This is a genomic window from Streptomyces sp. NRRL S-1022, assembly GCF_000720135.1.
Taxonomy (GTDB): domain Bacteria; phylum Actinomycetota; class Actinomycetes; order Streptomycetales; family Streptomycetaceae; genus Streptomyces.
In genome coordinates this window covers 229,746-255,095 of sequence record NZ_JOIU01000003.1, presented here as the reverse complement: position 1 = coordinate 255,095, position 25,350 = coordinate 229,746, and the positions used below count along the sequence as shown (strand labels likewise).

At 71.3% G+C, this 25,350-nt stretch carries 26 protein-coding genes and 1 pseudogene; 12 read left to right on the top strand and 15 right to left on the bottom strand.

What is annotated here, in order from left to right; genetic code table 11:
• Positions 1–5 precede the first annotated feature (5 nt).
• From IG05_RS0104625 to IG05_RS0104600, 6 genes are all read left to right on the top strand, one after another.
• Positions 6–854, top strand: coding sequence for a 5'-methylthioadenosine/S-adenosylhomocysteine nucleosidase (locus tag IG05_RS0104625; protein ID WP_030339380.1), 849 nt, complete (start codon positions 6–8; stop codon positions 852–854).
• A 139-nt stretch (positions 855–993) separates the two neighbouring features.
• Positions 994–2,931, top strand: coding sequence for an ATP-binding protein (locus IG05_RS0104620; protein ID WP_158838782.1), 1,938 nt, complete (start codon positions 994–996; stop codon positions 2,929–2,931).
• An 87-nt stretch (positions 2,932–3,018) separates the two neighbouring features.
• Positions 3,019–4,386, top strand: a complete 1,368-nt coding sequence (locus tag IG05_RS0104615) for an extracellular solute-binding protein (RefSeq protein WP_030339377.1) — start codon at positions 3,019–3,021, stop codon at positions 4,384–4,386.
• The gene (locus IG05_RS0104610) at positions 4,383–5,246 is read left to right on the top strand and encodes a carbohydrate ABC transporter permease (protein ID WP_030339375.1); all 864 of its coding nucleotides are present in this window, start codon (positions 4,383–4,385) and stop codon (positions 5,244–5,246) included. The genes IG05_RS0104615 and IG05_RS0104610 overlap by 4 nt, the downstream gene beginning before the upstream one ends.
• A complete protein-coding gene (locus IG05_RS0104605; protein WP_030339373.1) occupies positions 5,246–6,073 on the top strand; it encodes a carbohydrate ABC transporter permease in 828 nt (275 codons plus the stop codon). Before IG05_RS0104610 ends, IG05_RS0104605 begins: the two co-directional genes overlap by 1 nt.
• A 118-nt stretch (positions 6,074–6,191) precedes the next feature.
• Positions 6,192–6,878: an XRE family transcriptional regulator gene (locus IG05_RS0104600; protein WP_234335761.1), complete on the top strand. Its 687-nt coding sequence runs from the start codon at positions 6,192–6,194 to the stop codon at positions 6,876–6,878.
• 10 nt (positions 6,879–6,888) lie between these two features.
• Here the strand turns inward: IG05_RS0104600 and IG05_RS0104595 are convergent, their stop codons facing one another.
• Positions 6,889–7,914, bottom strand: a complete 1,026-nt coding sequence (locus IG05_RS0104595; RefSeq protein ID WP_030339369.1) for an ATP-dependent 6-phosphofructokinase — start codon at positions 7,912–7,914, stop codon at positions 6,889–6,891.
• Between the two features lie 191 nt (positions 7,915–8,105).
• On the opposite strand from IG05_RS0104595, the gene pta reads away from it, so the two are divergent.
• The 3 genes from pta (at position 8,106) to pyk (ending at position 12,928) form a co-directional block, all read left to right on the top strand.
• On the top strand, positions 8,106–10,208 hold the full coding sequence (pta, locus tag IG05_RS0104590; RefSeq protein ID WP_030339367.1) for a phosphate acetyltransferase: 2,103 nt from the start codon (positions 8,106–8,108) through the stop codon (positions 10,206–10,208).
• Entirely contained in the window at positions 10,205–11,416 is a 1,212-nt protein-coding gene (locus tag IG05_RS0104585; RefSeq protein ID WP_030339365.1) for an acetate kinase, read from the top strand. Before pta ends, IG05_RS0104585 begins: the two co-directional genes overlap by 4 nt.
• 84 nt (positions 11,417–11,500) lie before the next feature.
• Complete coding sequence (pyk, locus tag IG05_RS0104580) at positions 11,501–12,928, top strand: pyruvate kinase (RefSeq protein ID WP_030339364.1); 1,428 nt, start codon at positions 11,501–11,503, stop codon at positions 12,926–12,928.
• 96 nt (positions 12,929–13,024) lie between these two features.
• Here the strand turns inward: pyk and IG05_RS0104575 are convergent, their stop codons facing one another.
• The 4 genes from IG05_RS0104575 to IG05_RS0104560 all read right to left on the bottom strand — a co-directional run bounded on the left by IG05_RS0104575 (position 13,025) and on the right by IG05_RS0104560 (position 17,465).
• On the bottom strand, positions 13,025–14,434 hold the full coding sequence (locus tag IG05_RS0104575) for a hypothetical protein (RefSeq protein ID WP_030339362.1): 1,410 nt from the start codon (positions 14,432–14,434) through the stop codon (positions 13,025–13,027).
• Positions 14,435–14,528: 94 nt separating this feature from the next.
• Positions 14,529–15,119 (bottom strand): DUF6114 domain-containing protein, encoded by a 591-nt coding sequence (locus IG05_RS0104570; protein ID WP_030339360.1) that lies wholly within the window; start codon positions 15,117–15,119, stop codon positions 14,529–14,531.
• Positions 15,120–15,234: 115 nt separating this feature from the next.
• Positions 15,235–15,873, bottom strand: coding sequence for a DUF6230 family protein (locus IG05_RS0104565; protein WP_030339358.1), 639 nt, complete (start codon positions 15,871–15,873; stop codon positions 15,235–15,237).
• Positions 15,874–16,493: 620 nt separating this feature from the next.
• Complete coding sequence (locus IG05_RS0104560; protein ID WP_037812930.1) at positions 16,494–17,465, bottom strand: tetratricopeptide repeat protein; 972 nt, start codon at positions 17,463–17,465, stop codon at positions 16,494–16,496.
• Positions 17,466–17,674: 209 nt separating this feature from the next.
• Between IG05_RS0104560 and IG05_RS0104555 the strand changes: the two genes are divergently transcribed.
• Complete coding sequence (locus tag IG05_RS0104555) at positions 17,675–18,304, top strand: TetR/AcrR family transcriptional regulator (protein ID WP_030339354.1); 630 nt, start codon at positions 17,675–17,677, stop codon at positions 18,302–18,304.
• Here the strand turns inward: IG05_RS0104555 and IG05_RS0104550 are convergent.
• The 5 genes from IG05_RS0104550 to IG05_RS50215 all read right to left on the bottom strand — a co-directional run bounded on the left by IG05_RS0104550 (position 18,301) and on the right by IG05_RS50215 (position 21,498).
• Positions 18,301–20,001: an acyl-CoA mutase large subunit family protein gene (locus IG05_RS0104550; protein WP_030339353.1), complete on the bottom strand. Its 1,701-nt coding sequence runs from the start codon at positions 19,999–20,001 to the stop codon at positions 18,301–18,303. The two genes, IG05_RS0104555 and IG05_RS0104550, sit on opposite strands and share 4 nt — an antisense overlap.
• 75 nt (positions 20,002–20,076) lie before the next feature.
• Positions 20,077–20,415, bottom strand: coding sequence for a DUF3817 domain-containing protein (locus IG05_RS0104545; protein WP_030339351.1), 339 nt, complete (start codon positions 20,413–20,415; stop codon positions 20,077–20,079).
• A 43-nt stretch (positions 20,416–20,458) separates the two neighbouring features.
• Positions 20,459–20,968, bottom strand: a complete 510-nt coding sequence (locus IG05_RS0104540) for a MarR family winged helix-turn-helix transcriptional regulator (protein WP_030339349.1) — start codon at positions 20,966–20,968, stop codon at positions 20,459–20,461.
• 33 nt (positions 20,969–21,001) lie between these two features.
• The gene (locus IG05_RS50220; protein ID WP_158838778.1) at positions 21,002–21,217 is read right to left on the bottom strand and encodes a hypothetical protein; all 216 of its coding nucleotides are present in this window, start codon (positions 21,215–21,217) and stop codon (positions 21,002–21,004) included.
• Positions 21,178–21,498, bottom strand: coding sequence for a hypothetical protein (locus tag IG05_RS50215; protein ID WP_158838776.1), 321 nt, complete (start codon positions 21,496–21,498; stop codon positions 21,178–21,180). The genes IG05_RS50220 and IG05_RS50215 overlap by 40 nt, the downstream gene beginning before the upstream one ends.
• A gap of 23 nt (positions 21,499–21,521) precedes the next feature.
• On the opposite strand from IG05_RS50215, the pseudogene IG05_RS49015 reads away from it, so the two are divergent.
• Positions 21,522–21,683: pseudogene (locus IG05_RS49015) on the top strand (transcriptional regulator); the annotation flags it as partial.
• Here the strand turns inward: IG05_RS49015 and IG05_RS0104530 are convergent.
• The 5 genes from IG05_RS0104530 to IG05_RS0104510 all read right to left on the bottom strand — a co-directional run bounded on the left by IG05_RS0104530 (position 21,678) and on the right by IG05_RS0104510 (position 24,562).
• A complete protein-coding gene (locus IG05_RS0104530) occupies positions 21,678–22,358 on the bottom strand; it encodes a TetR/AcrR family transcriptional regulator (protein ID WP_030339347.1) in 681 nt (226 codons plus the stop codon). The pseudogene IG05_RS49015 and the gene IG05_RS0104530 overlap by 6 nt on opposite strands.
• A complete protein-coding gene (locus IG05_RS0104525) occupies positions 22,355–23,035 on the bottom strand; it encodes a DUF4166 domain-containing protein (RefSeq protein ID WP_030339345.1) in 681 nt (226 codons plus the stop codon). The genes IG05_RS0104530 and IG05_RS0104525 overlap by 4 nt, the downstream gene beginning before the upstream one ends.
• The gene (locus IG05_RS0104520) at positions 23,032–23,781 is read right to left on the bottom strand and encodes a hypothetical protein (RefSeq protein WP_030339343.1); all 750 of its coding nucleotides are present in this window, start codon (positions 23,779–23,781) and stop codon (positions 23,032–23,034) included. The genes IG05_RS0104525 and IG05_RS0104520 overlap by 4 nt, the downstream gene beginning before the upstream one ends.
• A 146-nt stretch (positions 23,782–23,927) precedes the next feature.
• Entirely contained in the window at positions 23,928–24,221 is a 294-nt protein-coding gene (locus tag IG05_RS0104515) for an MTH1187 family thiamine-binding protein (protein WP_030339341.1), read from the bottom strand.
• Positions 24,218–24,562 (bottom strand): DUF3817 domain-containing protein, encoded by a 345-nt coding sequence (locus IG05_RS0104510; RefSeq protein ID WP_030339339.1) that lies wholly within the window; start codon positions 24,560–24,562, stop codon positions 24,218–24,220. The genes IG05_RS0104515 and IG05_RS0104510 overlap by 4 nt, the downstream gene beginning before the upstream one ends.
• Before the next feature lie 154 nt (positions 24,563–24,716).
• On the opposite strand from IG05_RS0104510, the gene IG05_RS0104505 reads away from it, so the two are divergent.
• A complete protein-coding gene (locus tag IG05_RS0104505; protein ID WP_030339338.1) occupies positions 24,717–25,349 on the top strand; it encodes an AIM24 family protein in 633 nt (210 codons plus the stop codon).
• The last annotated feature ends 1 nt before the right edge of the window (position 25,350 follow it).

The window sequence follows — 25,350 nt, the reverse complement described above, 5'->3', positions numbered from 1 at the left end:
ACCTTATGAGTGTGCCGGAGACTCAATCCACTGTTCTGGTCCTGACCGCACTGCCCCTGGAATACGCCGCTGTCCGGGCGTACGTCCCGGAGCGCGAGGAGCTCGTCCACCCCAAGGGGACCCGCGTCGAGAAGGGCCGGCTGCCGGAGAGCGCCTGGCACCTGGCGATCGGCGAACTCGGGGTGGGGGCCGAGCGTGCCGCCGCGCTCACGGCCCAGCTCATCGACTGGCTGCACCCCGAGGCCGTCCTGTTCGTGGGGGTCGCGGGGAGCCTGAAGGACGACATCGGGATCGGCGACGTCGTCGTGGGCACCCAGGTCTACGAGATCCACGGCGGCAAGCAGGCCCACGACGGTTTCAAGGTCCGCCCGAAGGCACTGCCCGGCTCGCACGCGCTGGAGCAGGCGGCGCGTTCCGCGGCGCGGGACCTGCCGGAGGTACGGGTACACTTCGCGCCGATAGCCACCGGTGACGTCGTACTGGCCGACTCCAGGTCCGACATCGCCCGGCACCTCGACGCCCACTACAACGACGCGGGCGCCATCGAGATGGAGGGCTCCGGAGCGGCCCTCGCGGCCCACCTGAGCGGACAGGTGGACGCGCTCGTCGTGCGGGGCGTCAGCGACCGCGCGGACCGCGACAAGCGGCGGGCCGACGCCGGCGGCTCGCAGCAGCGGGCGGCCGCGCGCGCGGCGACCGTGGCGGTCGAGCTGCTGCGCAAGCACCAGCCCCGCCCCAGCGGTCCCGGCGACTCCGAGGAGGGGCCCCAAGCACGCTACGGGGGCGACCACATCGACTTCCGGGGCGGCACCTTCCACGGACCCGTCACCGGTAAGCAGGTCGGAGGCCGGTAGGGGCACGGCCCACGGCCCGGTCCCCCGCGCGACCGCCGCCCTGCCGGCCCGTCCCCTGGGTTTCACCGGCCGGTCGGCCGAGCTGGATCGCCTGCTCCCCCACCTGGCGCCTGCCGAGGACGACACGACGGCACTCCCGCTGCTCATCTTCGCCGTCACCGGCATGGGCGGCATCGGCAAGACGGCGCTCGCCCTGGAGGCGGCGCACCGGGCGCGCGCGAAGGGATGGTTCCCGGGCGGGACGCTCTTCGTGGACCTGCGCGGCTACGACGACGACCCGGTCACGGCCGACCAGGCTGTCCTGGCCCTGCTCGACGCGCTCGGGGTACGCGACCGGGACCTGCCGCCGACGACCGAGCGGCAGTACGACGCGTACCGCACCCTCCTCGCCGACCGGCGCGACCGCATGCTCCTCATCCTGGACAACGCGTCGGACCCGTCCCAGTACGTGCCGCTGCTCCCCGGCACGGACCAGCACCGTGTGCTCATCACCTCCCGGGACCGTCCCGACGCCCTTCCGGTACGGCTGATCGACCTTGAGACGCTCGACCCGGATGACTCGGTCGCCCTGATCACCCGTGCCCTGCACGACACCGACGAACGCGACGACCGCGCGGCGCGCGAGCCCGCCGCACTGCGGGCGCTGGCGGATCTGTGCGGTCACCTGCCCCTGGCGTTGCAGATCGCCGCGGGCATGCTGCGCCGGCGCCGGTACCGGGACATCGCGTCCGTGGTGGCCGGTATCCGGGACGCCGGAGACGCGACCGCCGTCCTCGACGACGGCAGCCCCGGAGCGGATCTCTACGGGCGCTCACTCGTCCTGCGCCCTGTGCTGGAGACCTCCTACCGCCGCCTGCCACCCGACCAGGCCCGCCTGCTGCGTCTGCTCTGCCTGGCTCCGGGTGCGGAGACGGGGACGGAGGCGGTCTCGGCCCTCGCGGACCTCGACGCGGAGTCCGTCCTTTCGCTGCTGGAGGACCTGGCCGCCACCCATCTCGTCACGCCGGTGCGGGGCGGCGACGGCGCCGCTTCCGGGGTGCGGTGGCGGCTGCACGACCTGGTGCGGGGGTTCGGGGCCAGTGTGGTGGCGGGGGATGCGGGGTTGCGGGAGGAGGGGGAGGCGGCGCGGGAACGGGTGCTGACGTACTACTGGCGGTGGGCGAAAGCGGCGGATGATCGATTGCGGTGGATCCCGGGGCTGATGGAGCCGGAGCGGTTCGGCGAGCGGGGGCAGGCGTTGGCGTGGCTGGACGCCGAGCGTGCGGGTCTGGTGGCCGCGGTGGAGTGGGGACTGGAGGAGAGGTTCGCGGAAGAAGCGGTGGCCTTGGCATTCTCTCTGGGGGAATACCTCAGCTGGCGGCGCCACTTCGACGACTGGATCACTGTCGCGGTGGCGGCGCGGGAGGCCGCCCGCCTTGCCGGGGACCGACTGGGCGAGGCCATCGCATGGGATCACCTCGGCCTCGCCGTGCGGGAGGCGGGGCAGGTGGAAGAGGCGATCGACGCCCACACCCGGGCCCGCGACCTGTACCGGACCGCCGAGGACCACCGCAGCGAGGCCGACGCGTGGAACAACCTCGGCCTCGCCCTGCGAGAAGCAGGCCGGGCGGAAGAGGCGATCGACGCCCACACCCGGGCCCGCGACCTGTACCGGACCGCCGAAGACCACCGCAGCGAGGCCCGCGCGTCGAACAACCTCGGCGTCGCCCTGAAAGAGGCGGGCCGGACGGAGGAGGCGATCGAGGCCCACAGCCGCGTCCTTGACCTGTACCAAGCCACTGAGGACCGCCAGCGCGAGGCCATGGCGTGGAACAACCTCGGCCTCGCCCTGCAACAGGCAGGCCGGGCGGAAGACGCGGTCAAGGCGTACGGCAGGTCTTTGGGGCTCCGCGCGGAGTTCGAGGACTGGCACGGCGAGGGGAGGACTCTTTACAACCTGGCCCTCACTCACCAAGCCGCCGACCGCCCCGCCGAGGCCCGCGCCGCCTACCTCGGATCCGCCGACGCCTTCACCCGAGCCAACGCCCCCGACCGAGCCGCCCAGGCCCGCGCCCGAGCCGCCGGCCTACCGGATTGACCCGCACACGCATTGACCCGGCCGGACCACCCCTCTTACCTTCACGGCAGCAATCTCCGCGCCACCCCCACGTGTGCTCAGGAGGTCATGCCCGTGCGCCCCACCGCCGCCACCCTCACCGCCCTCGCCCTCGCCGCCACCGCCCTCACCGCCTGCGGCAGCGGCTCCGGCAGCGATCCGGACACGATCAAGGTGTCGTACAAGCAGTCCACCGACAACTCCGTCAAGGTGATGGACACCTACCTCGCCGGGATCAAGAAGCAGTTCGAGCACGAACACCCGGGCAAGAAGGTGGAGTTCGTGCCGATCAAGGCACCGGACGCCGAGTACTACACCAAACTCCAGCAGATGCTGCGCTCGCCGCGGACCGCGCCGGACCTGGTCTACGAGGACACCTTCCTCATCGACTCCGACATCACCAGCGGGTACCTGAAGCCGCTCGACCCGTACCTCGCCAAGTGGCCGGACTGGAAACAGTTCGTCGGCACGGCGAAGGCGGCGGCGAAGGGACAGGACGGGAAGACGTACGGCGTTCCGGACGGGACCGACACGCGCGGGCTCTGGTTCGACAAGCGGGTGTTCCGGAAGGCCGGGCTGCCCGCCGACTGGCAGCCGAAGACGTGGGACGACGTCCTCGCCGCCGCCCGGGCCGTCAAGCGGAAGGTCCCCGGGGTCGTCCCCCTCAACGTCTACACCGGCAAGCCGGCCGGAGAGCGGTCCACCATGCAGGGCTTCGAGATGCTCCTGTACGGCACGGGCGACGGCACGCGGGATCCGCTCTACGACGGCGGCAGCAGGAAATGGATCACTGGGTCCCAGGGATTCAAGGACTCGCTGAAGTTCGTGGAGACCGTCTACAAGGACAAGCTCGGCCCCGACGTCTCCGACGCCCTGGACCCGAACTTCAACACCACCGTCAACGGCGAACTGCTGCCCCGGGGCAGGCTCGGCATCGCCCTCGACGGCTCCTGGCTGCCGCAGGCCTGGCTGCCGGGCAGTGGGCACGAGTGGCCGGACTGGTCGAAGCAGTTGGGGCTCGCCGCCATGCCGACGCAAGCCGGGCAGGCGCCGGGCAGGGTGAGCATGTCCGGCGGCTGGACCTGGTCCGTCCCGGCCCGGGCGGCCAACCCCGGCCTCGCCTTCGAGTTCGTCCGGACGATGCAGACGGAGGACAACGCCCGGAAGTGGTACGTCGCCAACTCCGGTATCGCCGTACGGAAGGACGTCGCCGCCGATCCGGCGTACGCGAAGGCCCAGCCCGGCATCAGGTTCTTCACCGATCTCGTCGCGAGCACGCACTACCGGCCCGCGTACCCGGCGTACCCGAAGGTGTCGACCGCCGTGCAGGAGGCCATGGAGGGGGTCACGACCGGTGACCTGTCCGTGGCGGAGGCGGCGCGCGGCTACGACGCCACGGTCGAGGACGTCACCGGCGGCCGAGTGGTCCGCAAGTGAGGCGCGGGAACCCGGCCGTACGGGCCCTCCCCCTCGCTCCCGCCCTGGTCCTGCTGCTCCTCTTCCTCGCGGGGCCCATCGCCTACTGCGTCTGGATCGCCTTCACCGACCTCCAGCTGACGGGTCAGGCCCACTCCTCGTTCGTCGGATTCGCCAACTTCCGCCGGGCGTTCCGGGACGACGCGTTCCTGAACGCGGTGTGGCTGACCCTGGTGTTCACGGTGCTGTCCTCGCTCGTCGGGCAGAACACGCTGGGGCTCGCGCTGGCCTCGCTCATGAAGCGCGCGTCGAAGCCCGTCCGGACGGTGACCGGTGCCGTCGTCGTCACCGCGTGGGTGCTGCCGGAGGTCGTCGCCGGGTTCCTGCTGTACGCGTTCTTCCGGCGTGAGGGCACCCTGAACGCCGTCCTGGACTGGCTGCACCTGCCCCGGCAGAACTGGCTGTTCACGCTGCCCATCCTGGCCGTGTCCTTCGCCAACGTCTGGCGCGGGACGGCGTTCTCGATGCTCGTGTACTCCGCCGCGCTGGACGAGATCCCGGCCGAGATCACCGAGGCCGCCGAGGTGGACGGGGCCGGCGGGTGGCGGCGGCTGTGGCACATCACGCTGCCGATGATCCGGCGTTCCATCGGCACCAATCTCATGCTCAACACCCTCCAGACGCTGTCCGTCTTCGGGCTGATCTGGGTGATGACCCGGGGCGGGCCCAGCGACCGGAGCCAGACGCTGCCGTTGTTCATGTACGAGCAGGCCTTCCAGAACAGCATGATCGGATACGGCACCGCGGTGGCCCTGCTCCTGCTGCTCGTCGGCTCCCTGTTCTCCGTCGTCTACCTGCGGCTGCTGCGGACGGAGGTCTGATGGGCAGGAAGCGCTCCGCGCGGCGGGCCGCCGCCGATCTCTCGCTGCTGGCCGTGGCCGCCGCCTTCGCGCTGCCGCTCGCCTGGGTGCTGCTGTCCGCCGTGGATCCGCACGCCGGCCTGCGGGTCCGGGTCCCGGACGGGGTCACCCTGGCCAACTTTCGGGCGGTCCTGACCCCGGACATCACCTACACACCGCTGCTGAACAGTCTGGTGCTGTGCGGGGGCGCCACGGCGCTGACCGTCGGCTGCGCCGCCCTCGCCGCCTATCCGCTGTCCCGGTTCCGGTCCCGGCTGAACCGGCCGTTCCTGCTGACGATCCTGTTCGCGACGAGCCTGCCCATCACGGCGATCATGGTGCCGGTGTACGCCCTGTTCGTCCGGGTGAACCTGATCGACACCCTCCAGGGCACGGTCTTCTTCTTCGCCGCCTCCCAGCTGCCGTTCGCGATCTGGCTGATGAAGAACTTCATGGACGGCGTGCCGCGGGAACTGGAGGAGGCGGCCTGGACGGACGGGGCGTCGCCGGCGCAGTCCCTGCTGCGGATCGTGCTGCCGCTGATGGGGCCGGGGCTGGCCGTGGTGACCGTGTTCTCGTTCGTGATGATGTGGGGGAACTTCTTCGTCCCGTTCATGCTGCTGCTCACCCCGGACCGGATGCCGGCCTCGGTGAGCATCAACGACTTCTTCGGCAACCGGGGCATGGTCGCCTACGGTCAGCTCGCCGCGTTCTCCGTCGTCTACTCGACGCCGGTGATCCTCCTGTACGTCCTGGTGGCCCGGCGGCTGGGCGGCGGCTTCGCCCTGGGCGGCGCGGTCAAGGGGTGAGGGAAAGGGTGTTCCGTCCGTTACCTACCGAACGGCCGGAACTGTACGTTCGCACAATCCGTGGTCCTGGCGGAACGGACCGTAGCCCTCCGGGGTGCGGCCCCCTAGCTTGTGCCGGGTGCGTGAACCCTCAGCTCCCCTCTTCAACGCTCCGGCCGCCCGCAGGCTGCGCGCCGCGCTCGGCATGGGCCCCGAGCACGTCGCGTACGGCATGCGGGTCTCGTACGGGCTGCCCTACGTCACACCCGACCTCGTGGTCGCCTGGGAACGCGGTACGGCCGCGCCGAGCCACCCGGAGCTGACCGCGCTGGCGGGTGTGCTGTGGTGTGCCCCGGGCGAACTGTTCGGCCGGCCGCGGACCCTGCGCGAGCACCGCATCGCCCGTGCCGTCGCACCCGAGGACGTCGCCCGTGCCGTCGGCGTGGACGTGCGGTCGTACCTGCGCATGGAGGAGAGCGGGCAGTGGCGTGGCAACGAGCGGCAGTCGGCCGTGCTCGCCCAGGTGCTCGCTCTCGCCCTGCCCGACTTCGTCGCCGTCACCGGACGGGAGACGCGGCTCACCGAACTGCTGCGCAGTGCGGTGACCACGCGCTGGCAGGCCTATGTGCGGCCGGTGCGCAAGCTGGCGCCCGTGGCGCCGGAGGCCCTGGAAGGGGCGCTGCAGGAGCTGCACGAGGACTACCAGGGGCACATGGCCGCCACCCTCAGCTGGGGTGGCGGCAGCAGGAGTGCCAGCGAGTCCGGGCGGGAGTTCCTCGACCGGCTCGTGGAGCACTTCTGGGCGGCGGTGGAGAAGCGGACCTGACGGATACGGCCTAGAAGACCGACTCGGCCTCGTCCATCCGGTCCTTCGGCACGGTCTTCAGCTCGGTGACGGCCTCCGCGAGCGGCACCATGACGATGTCGGTGCCGCGCAGGGCGGTCATCCGGCCGAACTCGCCGCGGTGCGCGGCCTCGACGGCGTGCCAGCCGAAGCGGGTGGCGAGGACGCGGTCGTACGCGGTCGGGACGCCGCCGCGCTGGATGTGGCCGAGGATGACCGGCTTGGCCTCCTTGCCGAGGCGCCGCTCCAGCTCGTAGGCGAGGGCGGTGCCGATGCCCTGGAAGCGCTCGTGGCCGTACTGGTCGATCTCGCCCTTGCCGTAGTCCATGGAGCCCTCGGCGGGGTGGGCGCCCTCGGCGACGCAGATGACGGCGAACTTCTTGCCGCGGGCGAACCGCTCCTCGACCATCTTGACCAGGTCGGCGGGGTCGAAGGGCCGCTCGGGCAGGCAGATGCCGTGGGCGCCGGCGGCCATGCCGGACTCCAGGGCGATCCAGCCGGCGTGCCGGCCCATGACCTCGACGACCATCACGCGCTGGTGGGACTCGGCGGTGGTCTTCAGGCGGTCCATGGCCTCGGTGGCCACGCCGACGGCGGTGTCGAAGCCGAAGGTGCGGTCGGTGGAGGAGATGTCGTTGTCGATGGTCTTCGGGACGCCGACGACCGGGAGGCCGGCGTCGGAGAGCATGCGGGCCGCGGTCAGCGTGCCCTCGCCGCCGATCGGGATCAGCGCGTCGATGCCGAACTCCTCGACCATGTCGGCGGCGCCCTCGCAGGCCTCGCGCAGCCGGTCGCGCTGCAGCCGGGAGGAGCCGAGGATGGTGCCGCCGCGGGCCAGGATGCCGCTGACCGCGTCCAGGTCGAGGGCGCGGTAGTGGCGGTCCAGCAGACCCCGGTAACCGTCCTCGAATCCGATGACCTCGTCGCCGTACTGCGCCACCGCCCGGTGCACGACCGACCGGATCACGGCGTTCAGGCCGGGGCAGTCGCCGCCTGCGGTGAGAACTCCGATGCGCATCGTGCTGTGTCTCCTGCTCGCTGTCGGTGCCGGTGAGCCGGTCTCGATTCTTTCACGTCCGCCGGGCAGGTGAAGTCTTGACGGGCGCCTTATCCGTAGGCGGGGGTATTGTCAAGAGGGTTCTGCTCACCTTGGTGGGCGATTTTTATGCCGCAAGGCGACACAAGCGACAAGAGGAACGGAGTGGACACGTGACGCGCAGCGTGTACGTGACCGGGATCGACCGCGGTGACGGCCGCCAGGTCGTGGAGCTGGGAGTCATGGAACTCCTGACCCGGCAGGTCGACCGGGTGGGGGTCTTCCGTCCGCTCGTCCACGACGGCCCCGATCGGCTGTTCGAGTTGCTGCGGTCCCGCTACCGCCTCTCCCAGGACCCGGCGACCGTCTACGGCATGGACTACGACCGGGCGTCCGTGCTCCAGGCCGAGCAGGGCACCGACGAGCTGGTCTCCGCCCTCGTCGACCGCTTCCACCTGGTGGCCCGGGACTACGACGTCGTCCTGGTCCTCGGCACCGACTACGCCGGCACCCAGCTGCCGGACGAGCTGTCCCTGAACGCCCGGCTCGCCAACGAGTTCGGCGCCTCCGTGATCCCGGTGGTCGGCGGCCGCAAGCAGTCCGCCGCGTCCGTGCTGGCCGAGACCCGCAACGCCTACCGCGCCTACGACGGCCTCGGCTGCGACGTGCTGGCCATGGTCGCCAACCGGGTCGCCCGCGAGGACCGCGACGAGATCGCCGGGCGGCTCGCCGACCGGCTGCCGGTGCCGACGTACGTGCTGCCCGACGAGCCCGCGCTGTCCGCGCCGACGGTCGCCCAGATCGCCCAGACCCTCGGCGCCAAGGTGCTGCTCGGCGACGACTCCGGGCTCGCCCGCGACGCGCTGGACTTCGTGTTCGGCGGCGCGATGCTGCCGAACTTCCTGGGCGCCCTGACCCCGGGCTGCCTGGTCGTCACCCCGGGCGACCGCGCCGACCTGGTCGTCGGCTCGCTCGCCGCGCACAGCGCCGGCACCCCGCCGATAGCCGGCGTGCTGCTCACCCTGAACGAGGTGCCGAGCGAGGAGATCCTCACCCTGGCCGCCCGCCTCGCCCCGGGCACCCCGGTGCTCTCGGTGGCCGGCAACAGCTTCCCCACCGCCGAGCAGCTCTTCTCCCTGGAGGGGAAGATGACCGCGGCCACCCCGCGCAAGGCGGAGACCGCGCTCGGCCTGTTCGAGCGGTACGCCGACACCGCCGGCCTGGCCCGCCGGGTCTCCGCGCCGAGCAGCGACCGGGTCACCCCGATGATGTTCGAGCACAAGCTCCTGGAGCAGGCCCGCTCCGACAGGCGCAGGGTCGTCCTGCCGGAGGGCACCGAGGAGCGGGTGCTGCACGCGGCCGAGGTGCTGCTGCGCCGGGGCGTGTGCGACCTGACCCTGCTCGGCCCGGTCGACCTGATCCGCAAGAAGGCCGCCGACCTCGGCATCGACCTCGGCGACAGCCAGCTGATCGACCCGGCCACCTCCGAGCTGCGGGACGCCTTCGCCCAGCAGTACGCGGCCCTGCGCGCCCACAAGGGCGTCACCGTCGAGCTGGCCTACGACGTCGTCTCCGACGTCAACTACTTCGGCACCCTGATGGTCCAGGAGGGCCTGGCCGACGGCATGGTGTCCGGCTCGGTGCACTCCACGGCGGCCACCATCCGCCCGGCCTTCGAGATCATCAAGACCAGGCCGGACTCCTCGATCGTCTCGTCGGTGTTCTTCATGTGCCTGGCCGACAAGGTGCTGGTCTACGGCGACTGCGCGGTCAACCCGGACCCGGACGCCGAGCAGCTCGCGGACATCGCCGTCCAGTCCGCGGGCACGGCCGCGCAGTTCGGCGTGGAGCCGCGGATCGCGATGCTGTCGTACTCCACCGGTACGTCCGGGTCGGGCGCCGACGTCGACAAGGTGCGCGAGGCCACCGAGCTGGTCCGCGCGCGCCGGCCGGACCTGAAGATCGAGGGGCCGATCCAGTACGACGCGGCCGTCGAGCCGTCCATCGCCGCGACGAAGCTGCCGGACTCCGACGTCGCCGGGCAGGCCAGCGTGCTGATCTTCCCCGACCTGAACACCGGCAACAACACCTACAAGGCCGTGCAGCGTTCGGCCGGCGCGATCGCCGTCGGCCCGGTCCTGCAGGGGCTGCGCAAGCCGGTCAACGACCTGTCCCGGGGCGCGCTCGTCCAGGACATCGTCTCCACCGTCGCCATCACGGCGATCCAGGCCCAGAACTCCGCCCAGTCCCCGAACGAGAAGGCGTCCCAGCAGTGACCTCCCCCACGCGTGTCCTCGTCCTGAACTCCGGCTCCTCCTCGGTGAAGTACCAGCTGCTGGACATGCGGGACAGCAGCCGGCTCGCGGCGGGCCTGGTCGAGCGCATCGGCGAGCAGACCTCCCGGATCGCGCACACCTGCCTCACCACCGGCGGCACCCGGGAGCACACCGGTCCGATCGCCGACCACGACGCCGCCCTGAAGGCGGTCGCCGAGGAGCTGGGCCGCGACGGCCTGGGCCTGGACTCCCCCGAACTGGCCGCGATCGGGCACCGGGTGGTGCACGGCGGGATGTTCTTCACCGAGCCCACCGTCATCGACGACACGGTGCTCACCGAGATCGAGCGGCTGATCCCGGTAGCCCCGCTGCACAACCCGGCCAACCTCACCGGCATCCGCACCGCGCAGGGGCTGCGCCCCGACCTGCCCCAGGTCGCCGTGTTCGACACCGCCTTCCACACCACGATGCCGGAGTCGGCGGCGCGCTACGCGATCGATCCGCGGATCGCCGACCGGCACCGGATCCGCCGCTACGGCTTCCACGGCACCTCGCACGCCTACGTCTCGCGGGAGACCGCGCGGCTGCTGGGCAAGGACCCCTCCGAGGTCAACGTGATCGTGCTGCACCTGGGCAACGGCGCCTCCGCTTCCGCGGTGCGCCAGGGCCGCTGCGTGGACACCTCGATGGGGCTGACCCCCTTGGAGGGGCTCGTGATGGGTACGCGGTCCGGTGATCTGGATCCGGCCGTCATCTTCCATTTGGCACGTGTTGGGGATATGTCCATGGACGAGATCGACACTCTTCTGAACAAGAGGAGCGGCCTGTTCGGTCTGTGCGGGGACAACGACATGCGGGAGATCCGCCGCCGGATCGACGAGGGCGACGAAGAGGCCGCACTCGCCTTCGACATTTACATTCACCGGCTCAAGAAGTACATCGGCGCCTATTACGCGGTGCTCGGCACGGTGGACGCGGTGGCCTTCACCGCCGGGGTCGGCGAGAACGCCGCCCCGGTGCGGGAGGCGGCGGTCGCGGGCCTGGAGCCCCTGGGCCTGGCGGTCGACGCGGAGCGGAACGCCGTTCGCGGCGGGGGCCCGCGGCTGATTTCGCCGGACTCCGCCCGGGTGGCGGTCGCCGTCGTGCCGACCGATGAGGAACTGGAGATCGCGACGCAGACCTACGCACTGGTGGGAAAGAACAACTGAATAGCACCTGAGCGGTGTGGCACTCATTTGTATCTTCCGCCAGACGGAATATTCCGTAGCGAAACAAACCGATAGGATCGCTCCATGCGCCGTTCGAAAATCGTCTGTACTCTCGGCCCCGCGGTCGACTCCCACGAGATGCTCGTCGCCATGATCGAGGCGGGCATGAACGTTGCCCGGTTCAACTTCAGCCACGGCACCCACGCCGAGCACCAGGCGCGGTACGACCGCGTCCGGGCCGCCTCCAAGGAGACCGGCCGTCCCATCGGCGTCCTCGCCGACCTGCAGGGCCCGAAGATCCGTCTGGAGACCTTCGCCGAGGGTCCGGTCGAGCTGGAGCGCGGTGACGAGTTCGTCATCACGACCGAGGACGTGCCGGGTGACAAGCACATCTGCGGTACCACGTACAAGGGGCTGCCGGGCGACGTCTCGCGCGGCGACCAGATCCTGATCAACGACGGCAACGTCGAGCTGAAGGTCCTGGACGTCGAGGGCCCCCGGGTGCGGACGATCGTGATCGAGGGCGGGGTCGTCTCCGACCACAAGGGCATCAACCTGCCCGGCGCGGCCGTCAACGTGCCCGCGCTGAGCGAGAAGGACGTCGAGGACCTGCGCTTCGCCCTCCGCATGGGCTGCGACATGGTCGCGCTGTCCTTCGTCCGGGACGCCAAGGACGTCCACGGCGTGCACCGCGTCATGGACGAGGAGGGCCGCCGCGTCCCCGTCATCGCCAAGGTGGAGAAGCCGCAGGCGGTGGAGAACATGGAGGACGTCGTCGCGGCGTTCGACGCCGTGATGGTCGCCCGTGGCGACCTCGCCGTCGAGTACCCGCTCGAAAAGGTCCCCATGGTGCAGAAGCGCCTGATCGAGCTGTGCCGGCGCAACGCCAAGCCGGTGATCGTCGCGACCCAGATGATGGAGTCGATGATCACCAACTCCCGCCCGACCCGCGCCGAGGCCTCCGACGTCGCCAACGCCATCCTGGACGGCGCCGACGCGGTCATGCTCTCCGCCGAGTCCAGCGTGGGCGCCTACCCGGTCGAGACGGTCAAGACCATGTCGAAGATCGTCACCGCGGCCGAGCAGGAGCTGATCTCCAAGGGCCTGCAGCCGCTGGTGCCCGGCAAGAAGCCGCGCACCCAGGGCGGTTCGGTGGCCCGTGCGGCCTGCGAGATCGCCGACTTCCTCGGCGGCCGGGGCCTGATCGCCTTCACCCAGTCCGGCGACACCGCGCGCCGCCTGTCCCGCTACCGGGCGACCCAGCCGATCATCGCCTTCACCACGGACGAGGGCACCCGCAACCAGCTGACCCTCAGCTGGGGCGTGGAGTCGCACGTCGTGCCGTTCGTGAACACCACCGACGAGATGGTCGACCTGGTGGACCAGGAGATCGCCAAGCTGGGCCGCTTCGACGCGGGCGACACCGTCATCATCACCGCCGGCTCGCCCCCCGGGGTCCCCGGCACCACCAACATGCTCCGCGTCCACCAGCTGGGCGGCAAGAGCAACTGACCCGCCCCGCTCGGGTCTCGAACGGCGCCGAGGGCGCCCCCTGTCCCAGGGGGCGCCCTCGGCGCGTGCGGCTCCCGAACCGGCTTGTGCGACCGCTCAGTCGGTCGTGTACACGTGCATGCCGGGCACGTGCAGGTTGCCGCCGAACTGGGCCGCCTGCACCACCTTGACGTTGGTGAAGTAGATCAGCGGGATGTTCAGCGGGGGCGGGCTGTCGGGGCTGAAGGTCACGGGTATCAGCCCGAACAGGTTGCCCGAGATGCTCTCGGTGTACATCACCGTGTCGCCGCCGGTGATGGTGGACGTCGAGCCCTTGGCCGCCTGGACGTGGTAGGTCTTGCCCGCCTGCTTGTCCTGCACCGTCTGGTGCAGGTCGCCGATGTCGGTGCCGCCGGAGATGACGTACTTCAGCACCTTCTTGGTGGTGCCGTTCGCCGTCCTCACCTTCACGATGCCCTGGTAGTCCGCGCCCTTCAGAAGCAGGGAGCTGGCGTTCAGGTGCCAGGGGTCGTCCGCGACCGGCACCTTGTTGTCGACGCCGCCCTGGTCGTCCGTGGCCACGGGGCAGTCGTCGGCGGAGGCCGACTCGCTCGCGGACGGGCTCGGCGTGGCCGTCGCGGTCGCGGTCGCGTCCCCGGCCGTCCCGGCGGTGTCCTCGCCGGCCTTGGAGACGGTGCCGGTGGTGTCCTTCACCGTCTTCCCGACCGTGTCGCCAGACTTCTTCGCCGTGTCCTGCACGGGGTCGGAGGCCTTGGAGTCCTTGCCACCGCCCGACGAGGTGCCCGTCGAGGAGGTGTCCGTGGGCGAGGTGCCCGTGGACGAGGTGCCCGTGGACGAGGTGTCCGCGGACTGCGACGCGGACGGGGCCGGGGCCGGGGTCTGCGACGCCGTGCCGGAGTCCTTGCCGCCGCCGGTGAGGATGTCACCGATCGTGTCGCCGATGGTGTCCAGGACGTTCCCGCCGCCGCCCTGGGTCTGCGGGGTCGTCGACGTGCCCGTGTCGCCGCCGGAGGCGGAACCCGAGCCGGACGTGTCCGAGCCGGACGAACCGGACCCGGACGAACCCGAGCCGGACGAACCCGAGCCGGACGAACCCGAGCCGGACGAACCCGAGCCGGACGAACCGGAGTCCGACCCGCCGGAACCGGGGCCCGACCCGGACCCGGACGTCTCGGTGGGCGTGGGCTCGGCCGTGTCACCGCCGGAACCCGGCTCCGGGGTGGAGGTCTTGCCCGACTCCTGCGTCTTGCCGCTGCCCGAGGTCTTCGACGGCGACGGCGCCGTGCTGCTCTCCGACGCGGACGGCGACGGCGAGGCCGAGGGCTTCTTGTCGTCGTCCAGCGCCTTGACGCAGTCCTTGTACTCGTCGGCCGTCAGGCTCTTCGCCGAGGTCGACGGGGACGGGCTGCCGTTGTTGTCGGCGAGGGCGAGCGTGGAGGTGAAGCCCATGCCCATGAGTACCGCCGTGGGCATCGCCACGGAGGCTATGGCCTTGCCGGCCGGCATGTGGAACCTGGTGAACAGGGGCTTCCTGGGGGCCGCGTGGCGGGGCCCGGTTCTCGCGCGGGACCCGTCCACATCGGTCCCGCGGGTCACCTCGTCAGCCGGCACTGTGCCTCCCGTTCGCCCCGTTGGCCGGGCTCGTTCCTGACAGGTCGTTCTCCCACGGCGCCTTGTAGGGCCCGGCGGGGCCCGCGGCGGCCGTCGGGTCCGTGCCCTGGTGCGGCAGCGGAGCCGTGTCGGGAGCGCCGCCCTCGTCCGGGGCGGCCTCGGCCGGCGGCTGCTGCTGCGGGGGCGCGCCCGGCGCCCAGGCCACGGCCATCGCTCCGCCGACCAGGGCGAGCAGGAAGCCCACGACGAAGCCGCCGAAGTTGGACACGGGGATGGACACCAGTCCGAGCAGGATCGCGGCGACGCCCGCGAAGGTCCGTACGTGCTTCTGGAACCAGAGGCTGATCCCCAGCACGATGAGCAGCACACCGATGATCAGGGAGCCGGCTCCCGCGGTGGTCGCCATCGCCAGCGTCAGATGGCCGAGCTGGAGGTGGGCGTACGGGAAGTACATGATCGGAAAGCCGCCGAGCATGACGAACAGACCGGCCCAGAACGGACGCGTGCCCCGCCAGGCGCGGAACTGCAGCCTCCGGCGGGTGAACTGGCCGGGTGCGGCGGCAGGAGTCTCGGCGCTCATGAAACAGCTCCCTGGTGCGGCGTTGCTGTGGTGGTGATGTGTGCCGCGTGTGGGAACGCGGCCGGAGAGTGGACGGGCGGGGGCGCCACCGGCTCCCCCGCCCGTCAGCGAGTGCCTAGTAGCACTCCTTGACACCCGTCGACACCGACATCTTCAGGCCGCTCAGCTTGAAGGTGCCGGCCGTGGTCGCCCACGCCGTCTGCTTCACGTCGGACAGCGTGGCCTTGTCGGCCTGCTGGGCGAAGCCGAAGGGGTTGGCCTGCTCGCCGCCGCCCTTCATGCCCGGACCCTTGGAGGCGTCCTTGGCGGCCACACCGATGTCGATGTTGTCGAAGACCGCGTCGGCGTTGAGGTCGGCAACGTCGATGTAGATGTTGTCGGCCTGGACCTTGTCGTGGCCCGCGCCGCCGGCCCGCAGGATCAGGCTGACGTTGCCGAAGATCGGCACGTCGGGCGTGACCACGGACTGGCACAGGTTGGTGATCTCGGCGTGCTTGAACGCCGAGACGGCCACCGGGTGCGCCGTCTTCTTGCCGTCCATCGTGTAGCCGCTGTCGATGGCGCCGTACTGCTCGAAGCCGGTGCCGACGAGCTGGTCGGCGGACACCTTGAACGACTGGCCGGACACGCTGAACGAGGCGGCGAGAGCACCCTGCGCGAGGGCGACACCTATACACGCCGTGGCGGCCACGCTGGGCACCATGACCACAGCGAACCGCTTCCATCTGGTCCCGCCACGCACCTGGGACTCCATATTTCCTCCTTCTCGGACGTACATCTCCTGGCCCGGACTCGCCGATCGGCGGCTCAGTCGGGCAGGGATGGGAGAAGTGCTACGTCCTCGGAAAGGAGAGCGCCCGCGCTCGGCGGCGCGTACCGCGCCCGAATCACCGGCGATCACCCCCGAGCGACAACCACTGGTCGCGCCTGACACACATCACGCACAACCTTGCTGGACAGGCTTCACCGGCCGGTGAAGACCCCCCTGCCCTAGACCCGGCGCCACTGCCGCCGGCTCTGCTCGGTGGGGACCCAGAGTCTCCCGTGACCCGACCGGGTGCCGGGGTACGGGAATGGACCGAGCGTCGCCGATCGTGGTGCATTCTCGGCCCGGACACAAGGGGGTTCGTTACTGGCTAGTAACGGCCGGATAACCGGAGGACGACCGGCCGGTCTCGGAGCGCCACGCTCGGTGGTGCCGTTGGGCAGAGCAAAGCCGTTGATCGCTGGACGAATCCAGACAGATCAACGGCTTCGATTTACTCGCAGTAACAGCGCCCGCGATTACCAAGATTTGGTAAAGCGCGGTCGCCGTGACACCTCGTCGGCGAACCTTTCACCCCGGCACCACATGCCGGGGCGTTTAGCGACAGGTCAGAACAGGGCGCGCGCGAGGGCACGGCGCGCACCCACCACGCGCGGGTCGTCCTGGCCCACGACCTCGAACAGCTCCAGCAGCCGGCGCCGTACCGCGTCCCGGTCGTCGCCCGCCGTGCGCTGCACGGTCTCGATCAGCCGTCCGAAGGCGTCCTCGACATGACCGCCCACCAGGTCCAGGTCGGCGGCGGCGATCTGCGCCTGGATGTCCTTCGGCTTCTCGGCGGCCTCCTGGCGCACCTTCTGCGGGTCCGCGCCCTGCACCCGCTGGAGCAACTCGGCCTGCGCCAGGCCCAGCTTGGCCTCCGGGTGGCCCGGGTCCTCGGCCAGCACGTTCTTGTACGCCTGGACCGCCCCGCCCAGGTCGCCCGCGTCCAGCGCCCGGGCGGCGGCGTTCAGGGCGGCTTCGTACGGCCCCTCGGGCGCCTCGGCCCCGACGGCACCGCCCGGCTCGGCCTCCGGGTCGACGGTCAGGCCGGTCAGACCGAAGCGCTCCTCGGCGACCTGCACCAGCTGGTCCAGGGTCTGCCGGATCTGCTGCTCGCCGGCCGCCCCCTGGAACAGCGGCAGCGCCTGTCCGGCCACCACGGCGAAGACGGCCGGGATGCCCTGGATCCCGAACTGCTGCATCAGCATCTGGTTGGCGTCGACGTCGATCCGGGCGAGCAGGAAGCGCCCGTCGTACTCGACGGCCAGCCGCTCCAGGACCGGGCTCAGCTGCTTGCAGGGCTCGCACCACTCGGCCCAGAAGTCGATGACGACGGGCACTTCGGCGGAGCGTTGCAGGATGTCCCGTTCGAACCCTGCCTCATCGACGTCGATGACGAGATCGGCCGGGGAGACGGCTCCCGTCCCGCCCCGCCGGGCGGCTTCGGCGCGCGCCTGCTCGGCCTTGGCCTTGGCCTCTTGGGCCGCCTTCACCGCGGCGAGGTCGACGACACCGCTCATGGACATGTTCCGTGGCTGCATGCGTCTATCCTCCCCCGATCCCGCGCCTGAGCGAAAAAAAAGCGATGTGCGGCGCCGGGTCCCCACCCCACGCCTCGGTCGTCGCCCGCGTACGTCCCTCACGAGCTTTCGCTACGACTCGTAGCGTAATGCCATGAGGGCACCCCGCGACACCACACCCCGGTGATCTCCCTCACGACCGCACAGATCCCGCCGGTTATGGTCGTGGCATGCAGAGCCGCACCCCCGCCAGCCGTACCGGACGCCCGCGCAGCGCCGCCGCGGACACCGCGATCCTGGCCGCGACCCGGGAGGCTCTGGTCGAACTCGGCTGGTCCAAGCTCACCCTGGGAGACGTCGCCACGCGGGCCGGGGTTGCGAAGACCACGCTCTACCGCCGCTGGGCGGGCAAGAACGAACTGGTCGTGGACGCCGTGGCGGAACTCTTCGACGAGCTGGAGCTGCCCGACCGGGGCAGCCTCGCCGCCGACATCGAGGGCGTCGTGCTCCAGTTCGCCGCGATCCTGGCCCGGCCGGAGGCCAAGAGTGGCCTGATGGCGGTGGTCGCCGAGGCCACCCGCGACGACGCCCTGCGCGAACGCATCCGCGCCTCCATCGTGGACCGCCAGCTGCGCCTGGTCCTGGAGGGCCGCGCCCGGGCCCAGCGGCGGGGCGAACTCCCGCCGGAACCGGACCCGGGCGAGTCCGCCCGCATCGTGGACCTCATCTTCGACGTGGTCGCGGGCGCGGTGGTGCACCGCACCCTGGTGAGCGGCAAACCGGCGGACGAACACTGGGTGCGCACCTTCACCCGGCTGCTCCTGCTGGGCCTCGCCTCCCCGCCGGCCGAGGGCGGCTAGAAGCCGGGGGGCTCGGTGTACACGCCCCACTCGTCCCGCAGCACCCCGCAGATCTCGCCCAGCGTCGCCTCGGCCCGCACGGCCCGGAGCATCGGCTCGATCATGTTGGCCCCGGACCGCGCCGCGGCCAGCATCCCGTCCAGCGCCTCGCGCACCGCCGCCTCGTCCCGCGCGGCCTTGCGCTCGGCGAGGACCCGCACCTGCTCGCGCTCCACCTCGTGGCTGACCCGCAGGATCTCCAGGTCCCCGGTGACGGAGCCGGTGTGGACGTTGACGCCGACGACCCTCTTCTCGCCCTTCTCCAGCGCCTGCTGGTACCGGAACGCGGACTCGGCGATCTCCCCGGTGAACCAGCCGTCCTCGATGCCGCGCAGGATCCCGGACGTGATGGGCCCGATCGGGTGTCGCCCGTCCGGGTGAGCCCGCAGCCCGCGCTCCTTGATCTGCTCGAAGATCTTCTCCGCGTCCGCCTCGATCCGGTCCGTCAGCTGCTCGACGTACCAGGAACCGCCGAGCGGATCGGCCACGTTGGCGACCCCGGTCTCCTCCATCAGCACCTGCTGGGTCCGCAGCGCGATCTCCGCGGCCTGCTCGCTGGGCAGCGCGAGGGTCTCGTCCAGCGCGTTGGTGTGCAGCGAGTTGGTCCCGCCGAGCACGGCGGCCAGCGCCTCCACGGCCGTGCGCACCACGTTGTTGTACGGCTGCTGGGCGGTCAGCGAGACACCCGCGGTCTGGGTGTGGAACCGCAGCCACTGCGCCTTGTCGCTCTTCGCGCCGTACACGTCCCGCATCCACCGGGCCCAGATGCGCCGGGCCGCGCGGAACTTGGCGATCTCCTCGAAGAAGTCGACGTGCGCGTCGAAGAAGAAGGACAGGCCGGGGGCGAAGACGTCGACGTCGAGACCGCGGCTGAGCCCCAGCTCGACGTACCCGAACCCGTCCGCGAGCGTGTACGCCAGCTCCTGCGCGGCCGTGGCCCCCGCCTCCCGGATGTGGTACCCGGACACGGACAGCGGCTTGTACGCGGGGATGCCCGCCGCGCAGTGCTCCATCAGGTCGCCGATGAGCCGCAGATGGGGCTCCGGCTGGAAGAGCCACTCCTTCTGGGCGATGTACTCCTTGAAGATGTCGGTCTGGAGGGTGCCGTTGAGCACCGCCGGGTCCACACCCTGCCGTTCGGCGGCGACCAGGTACATGCAGAAGACCGGCACGGCCGGCCCGCTGATGGTCATGGACGTCGTCACGTCCCCCAGCGGGATGTCCTTGAACAGCACCTCCATGTCGGCGGCCGAGTCGATGGCGACCCCGCAGTGCCCGACCTCGCCGAGCGAGCGCGGGTCGTCGGAGTCGCGGCCCATGAGCGTCGGCATGTCGAAGGCGACCGACAGGCCCCCGCCGCCGGCGGCGAGGATCATCTTGTACCGCTCGTTGGTCTGCTCGGCGTTGCCGAAGCCGGCGAACTGGCGGATCGTCCAGGTCCGTCCGCGGTAGCCGGTCGGATGGAGCCCGCGCGTGTAGGGGTACTCCCCGGGCCAGCCGATCCGCTCGAATCCCTCGTACGTGTCACCCGGCCGGGGCCCGTACACCGGCTCCACGGGATCGCCGGAGAGCGTGGTGAAGTCCGCGTCGCGCTTGCGCGCGGCGTCGTAGCGGGCCTGCCAGCGTCGGCGGCCTTCCTCGATGGCGTGAGCGTCCATACCCTCGAATTTACTAGGACGTCCTAGTAAATGTCGATGGCAGACCGCCGCACGGCGTCCGTACGGCGGTACCCGCTAGACCTTGGCGACGGCCGGGGACCCGTCGGCGACCCGGCCCTCCAGCTCGCGGCTGATCTTCCGCTCCACGAAGAAGGCGGCGGTGGGGATGGTCCCCGCGAGCAGCACCCAGAGCTGGCGCCCGACCGGCATCTTCGCCTTGGAGCCCAGGTCGAAGGCGAAGACCAGGTAGACGACGTACAGCCAGCCGTGCGCGATGGCGACGACCCGGGTGAAGTCGGCGGCCCCGTCGACGTCGAGCCCGTACTTCGCGATCATGCTCAGGCAGAGCAGCACCAGCAGCACGCCGGTGGTGTAGGCCATGACGCGGTAGCGGGTCAGCACGCTTTTTTTCATGGAGTCGAGCGTAACCACCCGTTCCGGGAGATCTTGCCCCGGGTCACTGCTCGTCGAAGTCGTGTGCCGCGATCCGCAGCGGACGGAGCATCGCGAAGATCTCCCGGCACTCCTCCGCGTCGTAGACCCCGAGCCCGAAGTCCATCGCCATCAGGTCGCGGGTGGCCGCGTCGACCACCTCGCGGCCCTTGTCGGTGATGACGGCGAGGGTGCCGCGGCCGTCGTTGGGATTGGGCCGCTTGGCGACCAGCCCGGACCTGACCAGCCGGTCCACGGTGTTCGTCACCGACGTGGGATGCACCATCAGCCGCTCGCCGATCTTGGACATCGGCAGCTCGCCGGCCTTGGAGAAGGTGAGCAGCACCAGTGCCTCGTAGCGGGCGAACGTCAGCCCGTACGGCTTGACCACCGCGTCCACCTCGGCGAGCAGGATCTGCTGGGCCCGCATGATCGAGGTGATCGCGGACATGGACGGCACGTTCCCCCAGCGCTGCTTCCAGAGCTCGTCGGCGCGGGCGATGGGGTCGAACGGAAGACTGAGAGGCTTCGGCACGTCTTCAGACCCTACCGGCCGGTCATATGCCGGTCAGCTCCGTCTCGCGTTTCGGTCGCCCGCCGTTCGCGCACGGGCGCCCAGGGCGAGCGCGCCGCAGCTCAGCACACCGAGCACCCCGGCCGCCCGCACCCCTGCCACCAGGGCGGCCGGCCCCGCCAGCGCCATGCCGACACCCTGCACGGTCAGCGGTCCGGCGCTCAGCACGGTCAGGGCCCGCCCGCGCAGCTCCTCCGGCACGGCTCGCACGAACCACCGGTCCAGGCCCGGTGGTGCACGCCGACGCGGCCCCGGACAGCAGCAGGAGCAGCAGAGGGAACGGCGAGCCCGGGACGCAGGGCGTAGCCGAGGTACGGCAGCAGGCACAGGCGCAGCAGCGGGAGCCCCACGCGTGCGCGGGCCGCGGGCGGCAGCCGGGACCCGGCGAACAGCTCCGGCCACCGTGCCGACGGGCAGGGCGCGCACAGGCCGAGACCGGCGGGACCGCTGCCGAGGGCGCCGGCGTACGGCGCGGCGAGGGCCTCGGGCACGCCCGGAAACGCGGGCGGCAGCCCCGGCAACCACCAGCACCCTCGCCCACCGCCTGGGCCTGGCCCCGTCCTCGGGGTCGGCCCACCTGACGACCCTGCCGGACGCGGGCCTCCTGACCGCCCGCCGCTACGGCCACCGGGTGCTGCACGAAGGGACACCCCTGGGGATGGCGCTGACGTCAGGGGCCCGAGCCGGGGCCGTCGGGCCGGGGGCCCCGCCCCCGCCGCCGCAGATGGTGGCGCACGGCCCGCTGGGCCACCGGCCCCAGGGACTCCACCGCGCCGACCAGCGCCCCCAGCTGCTCCAGGGCGTCCAGCGCCGCGCCCGCCCCGGCCTCGTCCACCCCCTCGTACAGCTCGATGCCCACGAACGCCGCCGCGACGGCCCGCGCCAGTCCCACCGGGTCGGCGAACTCCCCGAGCGGTGTCGCCGCCAGCACCCGCCGCAGCACCTGCTCGATCTCGGTGATCCACAGCTGGAGGCCGGCGGCCGTGGCCGGGCCGACGGCCGGGTGGGCCGGGGCCCCCGCCAGCAGCTGGCCGAGCAGCGCCACATGGCCCCCGGCCCGCTCGTGCTCGTGGATCTCCCGCCCGACGGCGAGGAGCTCCGACAGCGAGCCCACCGCGGCGAGCCGCTCCCGGTACCGGCCCACGGCCTTCTCCGCGCCGTACCGGCAGGCCGCGGCGAGCAGTTCGTCCACCGATCCGAAGTGGTAGAAGACGAGCGCCTGGTTGACACCGGCCGCCGCCGCCACCGTACGGGCCGACGTCCTTGCGATGCCCTGTTCGGTGAGCGTCCGCAGGGCGCCCTCCAGCAGCTTCGTCTTGGTCTCCTGCGACTTCGCCGTCTCGGGGCTCATGCGCGCGCCTCCTCCCGCACCGGCCGCAGTCCGGGCCGCACACCCCGCGCGCGGACGTCGCTGTAGGAGGCGGTGAAGGAGCCCTCGTAGCCGAAGAGGGGCCCGAACCAGCGGTTGACCACGCGCACGCGGATGCGGAAGCGGCCGGCCGTGTCGTCGTACGACTCCCGTACCTCGGCCGTGGCGCCGACGAGTTCGGGGACCCGGACGTCCACCGGCCCCTCCCGGAAGCGGTGTTCGCCGGAGCGGATCAGCAGGGAGCCGTCGGGCTCGGCGCGCAGGTGCAGTTCGCTGGCGAGGTGCTGGTGGGTGCCGAGGTAGTCGAGGACGCGGTCGCCCCGGGGGTCGAGCACCATCTGCGCGTCGAAGCGGCGGGCGCGGCCGGGAAGGTCGAAGGTGCGCACGAAGCTCACCGTCTCACGGCCGAAGGTGTCGGCGTAGGGCACGTTCTCGATCACGAAGGGGACGTTCCGGCCGGCCCGCGGCACCAGGATGTTCCGGGTGGCGCCGAGGGCGAGGAACGGCCGGACGAACGCCGGTCCGTGCCAGATCCGGTCCATCACGCCCCGGCCGGTGCACGCCTCGCCGCCGGCCAGGCCCACCGAGAAGCGGCGCCGCAGGGCCGGGTGGAGCCGGTGGAAGTCCGGGCCCATCGCGCTCTCGAAGATCGAGGTCATCCGTGCTCCTCCAGGGTCTTCAGCAGCCGGGGCGCGCGGGCCCGGGTGGCGGGGGCGCGCAGGCAGCGGCGGGCGGCCGGGGTCGTGGCCAGGGGTGCCTTGAACAGGGCGAGGGAGATGCCGAGCACGAGCAGCAGCGGGCACAGGTAGGCCATCGAGTCCGCGAGGGGGGCCGGGCCGGGGAGCGAGCCCCGGTCCAGCGCGGTCAGGCACAGGGCGAGCAGGAGCGCGCGGGCGGTCAGTTCGGCGAGCCAGTTGGCCAGGGCCCGCTCGGGGGTGATGCCCCGCTCCAGCCAGAGCCGGAGCCGGTCGAAGGACCAGGCGGTCGCCCAGCCCATGAGCGGCCGGAACAGCAGACGGTCGGCGAGGGCACCGGGGGCTCCCCAGCGGGGGCGGTAGTCGTAGCCGGTGAGGAAGCGGACGCCGTGGGCGTCGGGGACGTAGCGCCAGTAGCCGCTGCCCTCGGCGATCAGGGAGAGGGGGTGCGGGGAGGCGAAGCGCAGGGCGGAGGTGCGGGTGCCGTCGGGGCGTTCCTTCTCGCCGGCGGCGACGCCGGTGCCGGAGACCGTGAGGAACGGCAGCACCCGGGTGGCGTAACGGAAGCGCTGCGGTTCGCCCTCCGCGCGCGGGAGGTGGTGGATCTCGGTGAAGCGCAGGTCCCAGCGCTGATGCCGGGCCGGGTCCTGGGTGCGGGCCCACAGCTCGTCGAGGTCGGCGCGGATGTGCGTCTCTATGTAGAGACCCATGTGTTCCCCCACGTGAGCACGGTGTTTGAGCGACTGCTCAAGTCCTCTGGGAGGGAAGATACCGTTCTTTTGAGCGATCGCTCAAACCTTGGGGACGGAAAAACCCCGGCCCACAGGACCGGGGTTCGGCTGCCGGGGCGGGCCGGCTACTGCGCGATGTGCCGCTCGACGGTCTCCACCTTGGAGGTGAGTCCGTCCGTCACCCCGGGCCGGATGTCCGCCTTGAGGACGAGCGACACGCGCGGGGCGCGCGCCTCCACGGCGGCGACGGCCCGCCGGACGACGTCCATGACCTCGTCCCACTCCCCCTCGATCGAGGTGAACATGGCGTCGGTGCGGTTCGGCAGGCCCGACTCGCGGACCACGCGCACGGCGTCGGCGACGTACTCCCCCACGTCCTCGCCGACGCCGAGGGGCGTCACGGAGAAGGCGACGATCATGCGTTCACGACTCCTTCCTGGCGGGCCCGGGCGGCGATGACGGCGTCCTCGGCCTCGCGGCGCAGCTTGCGCTCGGCGAAGAAGCCGCCGGTGGGCAGCACCGAGAGGACGAAGTAGAGGGCCGCCGTACCCAGCGGCCACTTGGTGCGGTTCCAGGCGTCCGCCCAGAAGATCACGTACAGGACGAACAGGACGCCGTGGATCGCGCCCATCACGGGGACCGCGTTGAAGTCCGTGGTCCGCTTCAGCACCGAGCAGAGCAACAGGATCAGGAAGGACACGGCCTCCGGGGCCGAGACCAGGCGGAGACGGCGGAGGGAGGTGGCGGTCTTGATGTCCACGGGTCACCTTCGGTGGGAGTAATCGTTTGTGAACGCACGCACAAGCGTTCCCCCATTGTGGCAAACCGCGCCCGTAAGGGTCCGCTCAGGGTGGGTCTCCACCCATGGGCCCTGTTCCGTCCACCCACCGGGCCGCTACTTTCGCAGCGTGGCGATGTTCCGACTCCAGGGCAGCAAGGTGCTCGCCGTCGACATGACCGGGGACGCCGTCAAGGCGAAGAACGGCTCGATGGTCGCGTACGACGGGCAGATGGCCTTCAAGAAGCTGAGCGGTGGCGGCGAGGGGCTGCGCGGGATGGTCACCCGGCGGCTCACCGGCGAGCAGATGACGGTGATGGAGGTGAGAGGGCACGGGACCTGCTGGTTCGCGGACCGGGCGGCCGAGATCAACCTGGTCGGCCTCCGGGGTGACAAGCTCTGCGTGGAGGCGGGCAACCTGCTGGCGACGGACGCGGGGCTGCGGACGGGCACGACCTTCACGGGGCTGCGCGGGGCCTCGCAGGGCAACGGCCTGTTCACGACGACCGTGGAGGGCCACGGCCAGGCGGCGATCATCTCCGACGGGCCGGCGGTCGTGCTCCGGGTCACCCCGCAGTACCCGCTGATCGTCGATCCGGGCGCCTATGTGGCCCATCAGGGCGACCTCCGGCAGTCCTTCCAGTCCGGTGTGACGTTCCGCACGCTCCTCGGGGAGGGCGGCGGCGAGGCGTTCCAGATCCGCTTCGAGGGCGACGGCCTGGTGTACGTGCAGCCGAGCGAGCGGAACACGATCGCGGGGGACCTGTGAG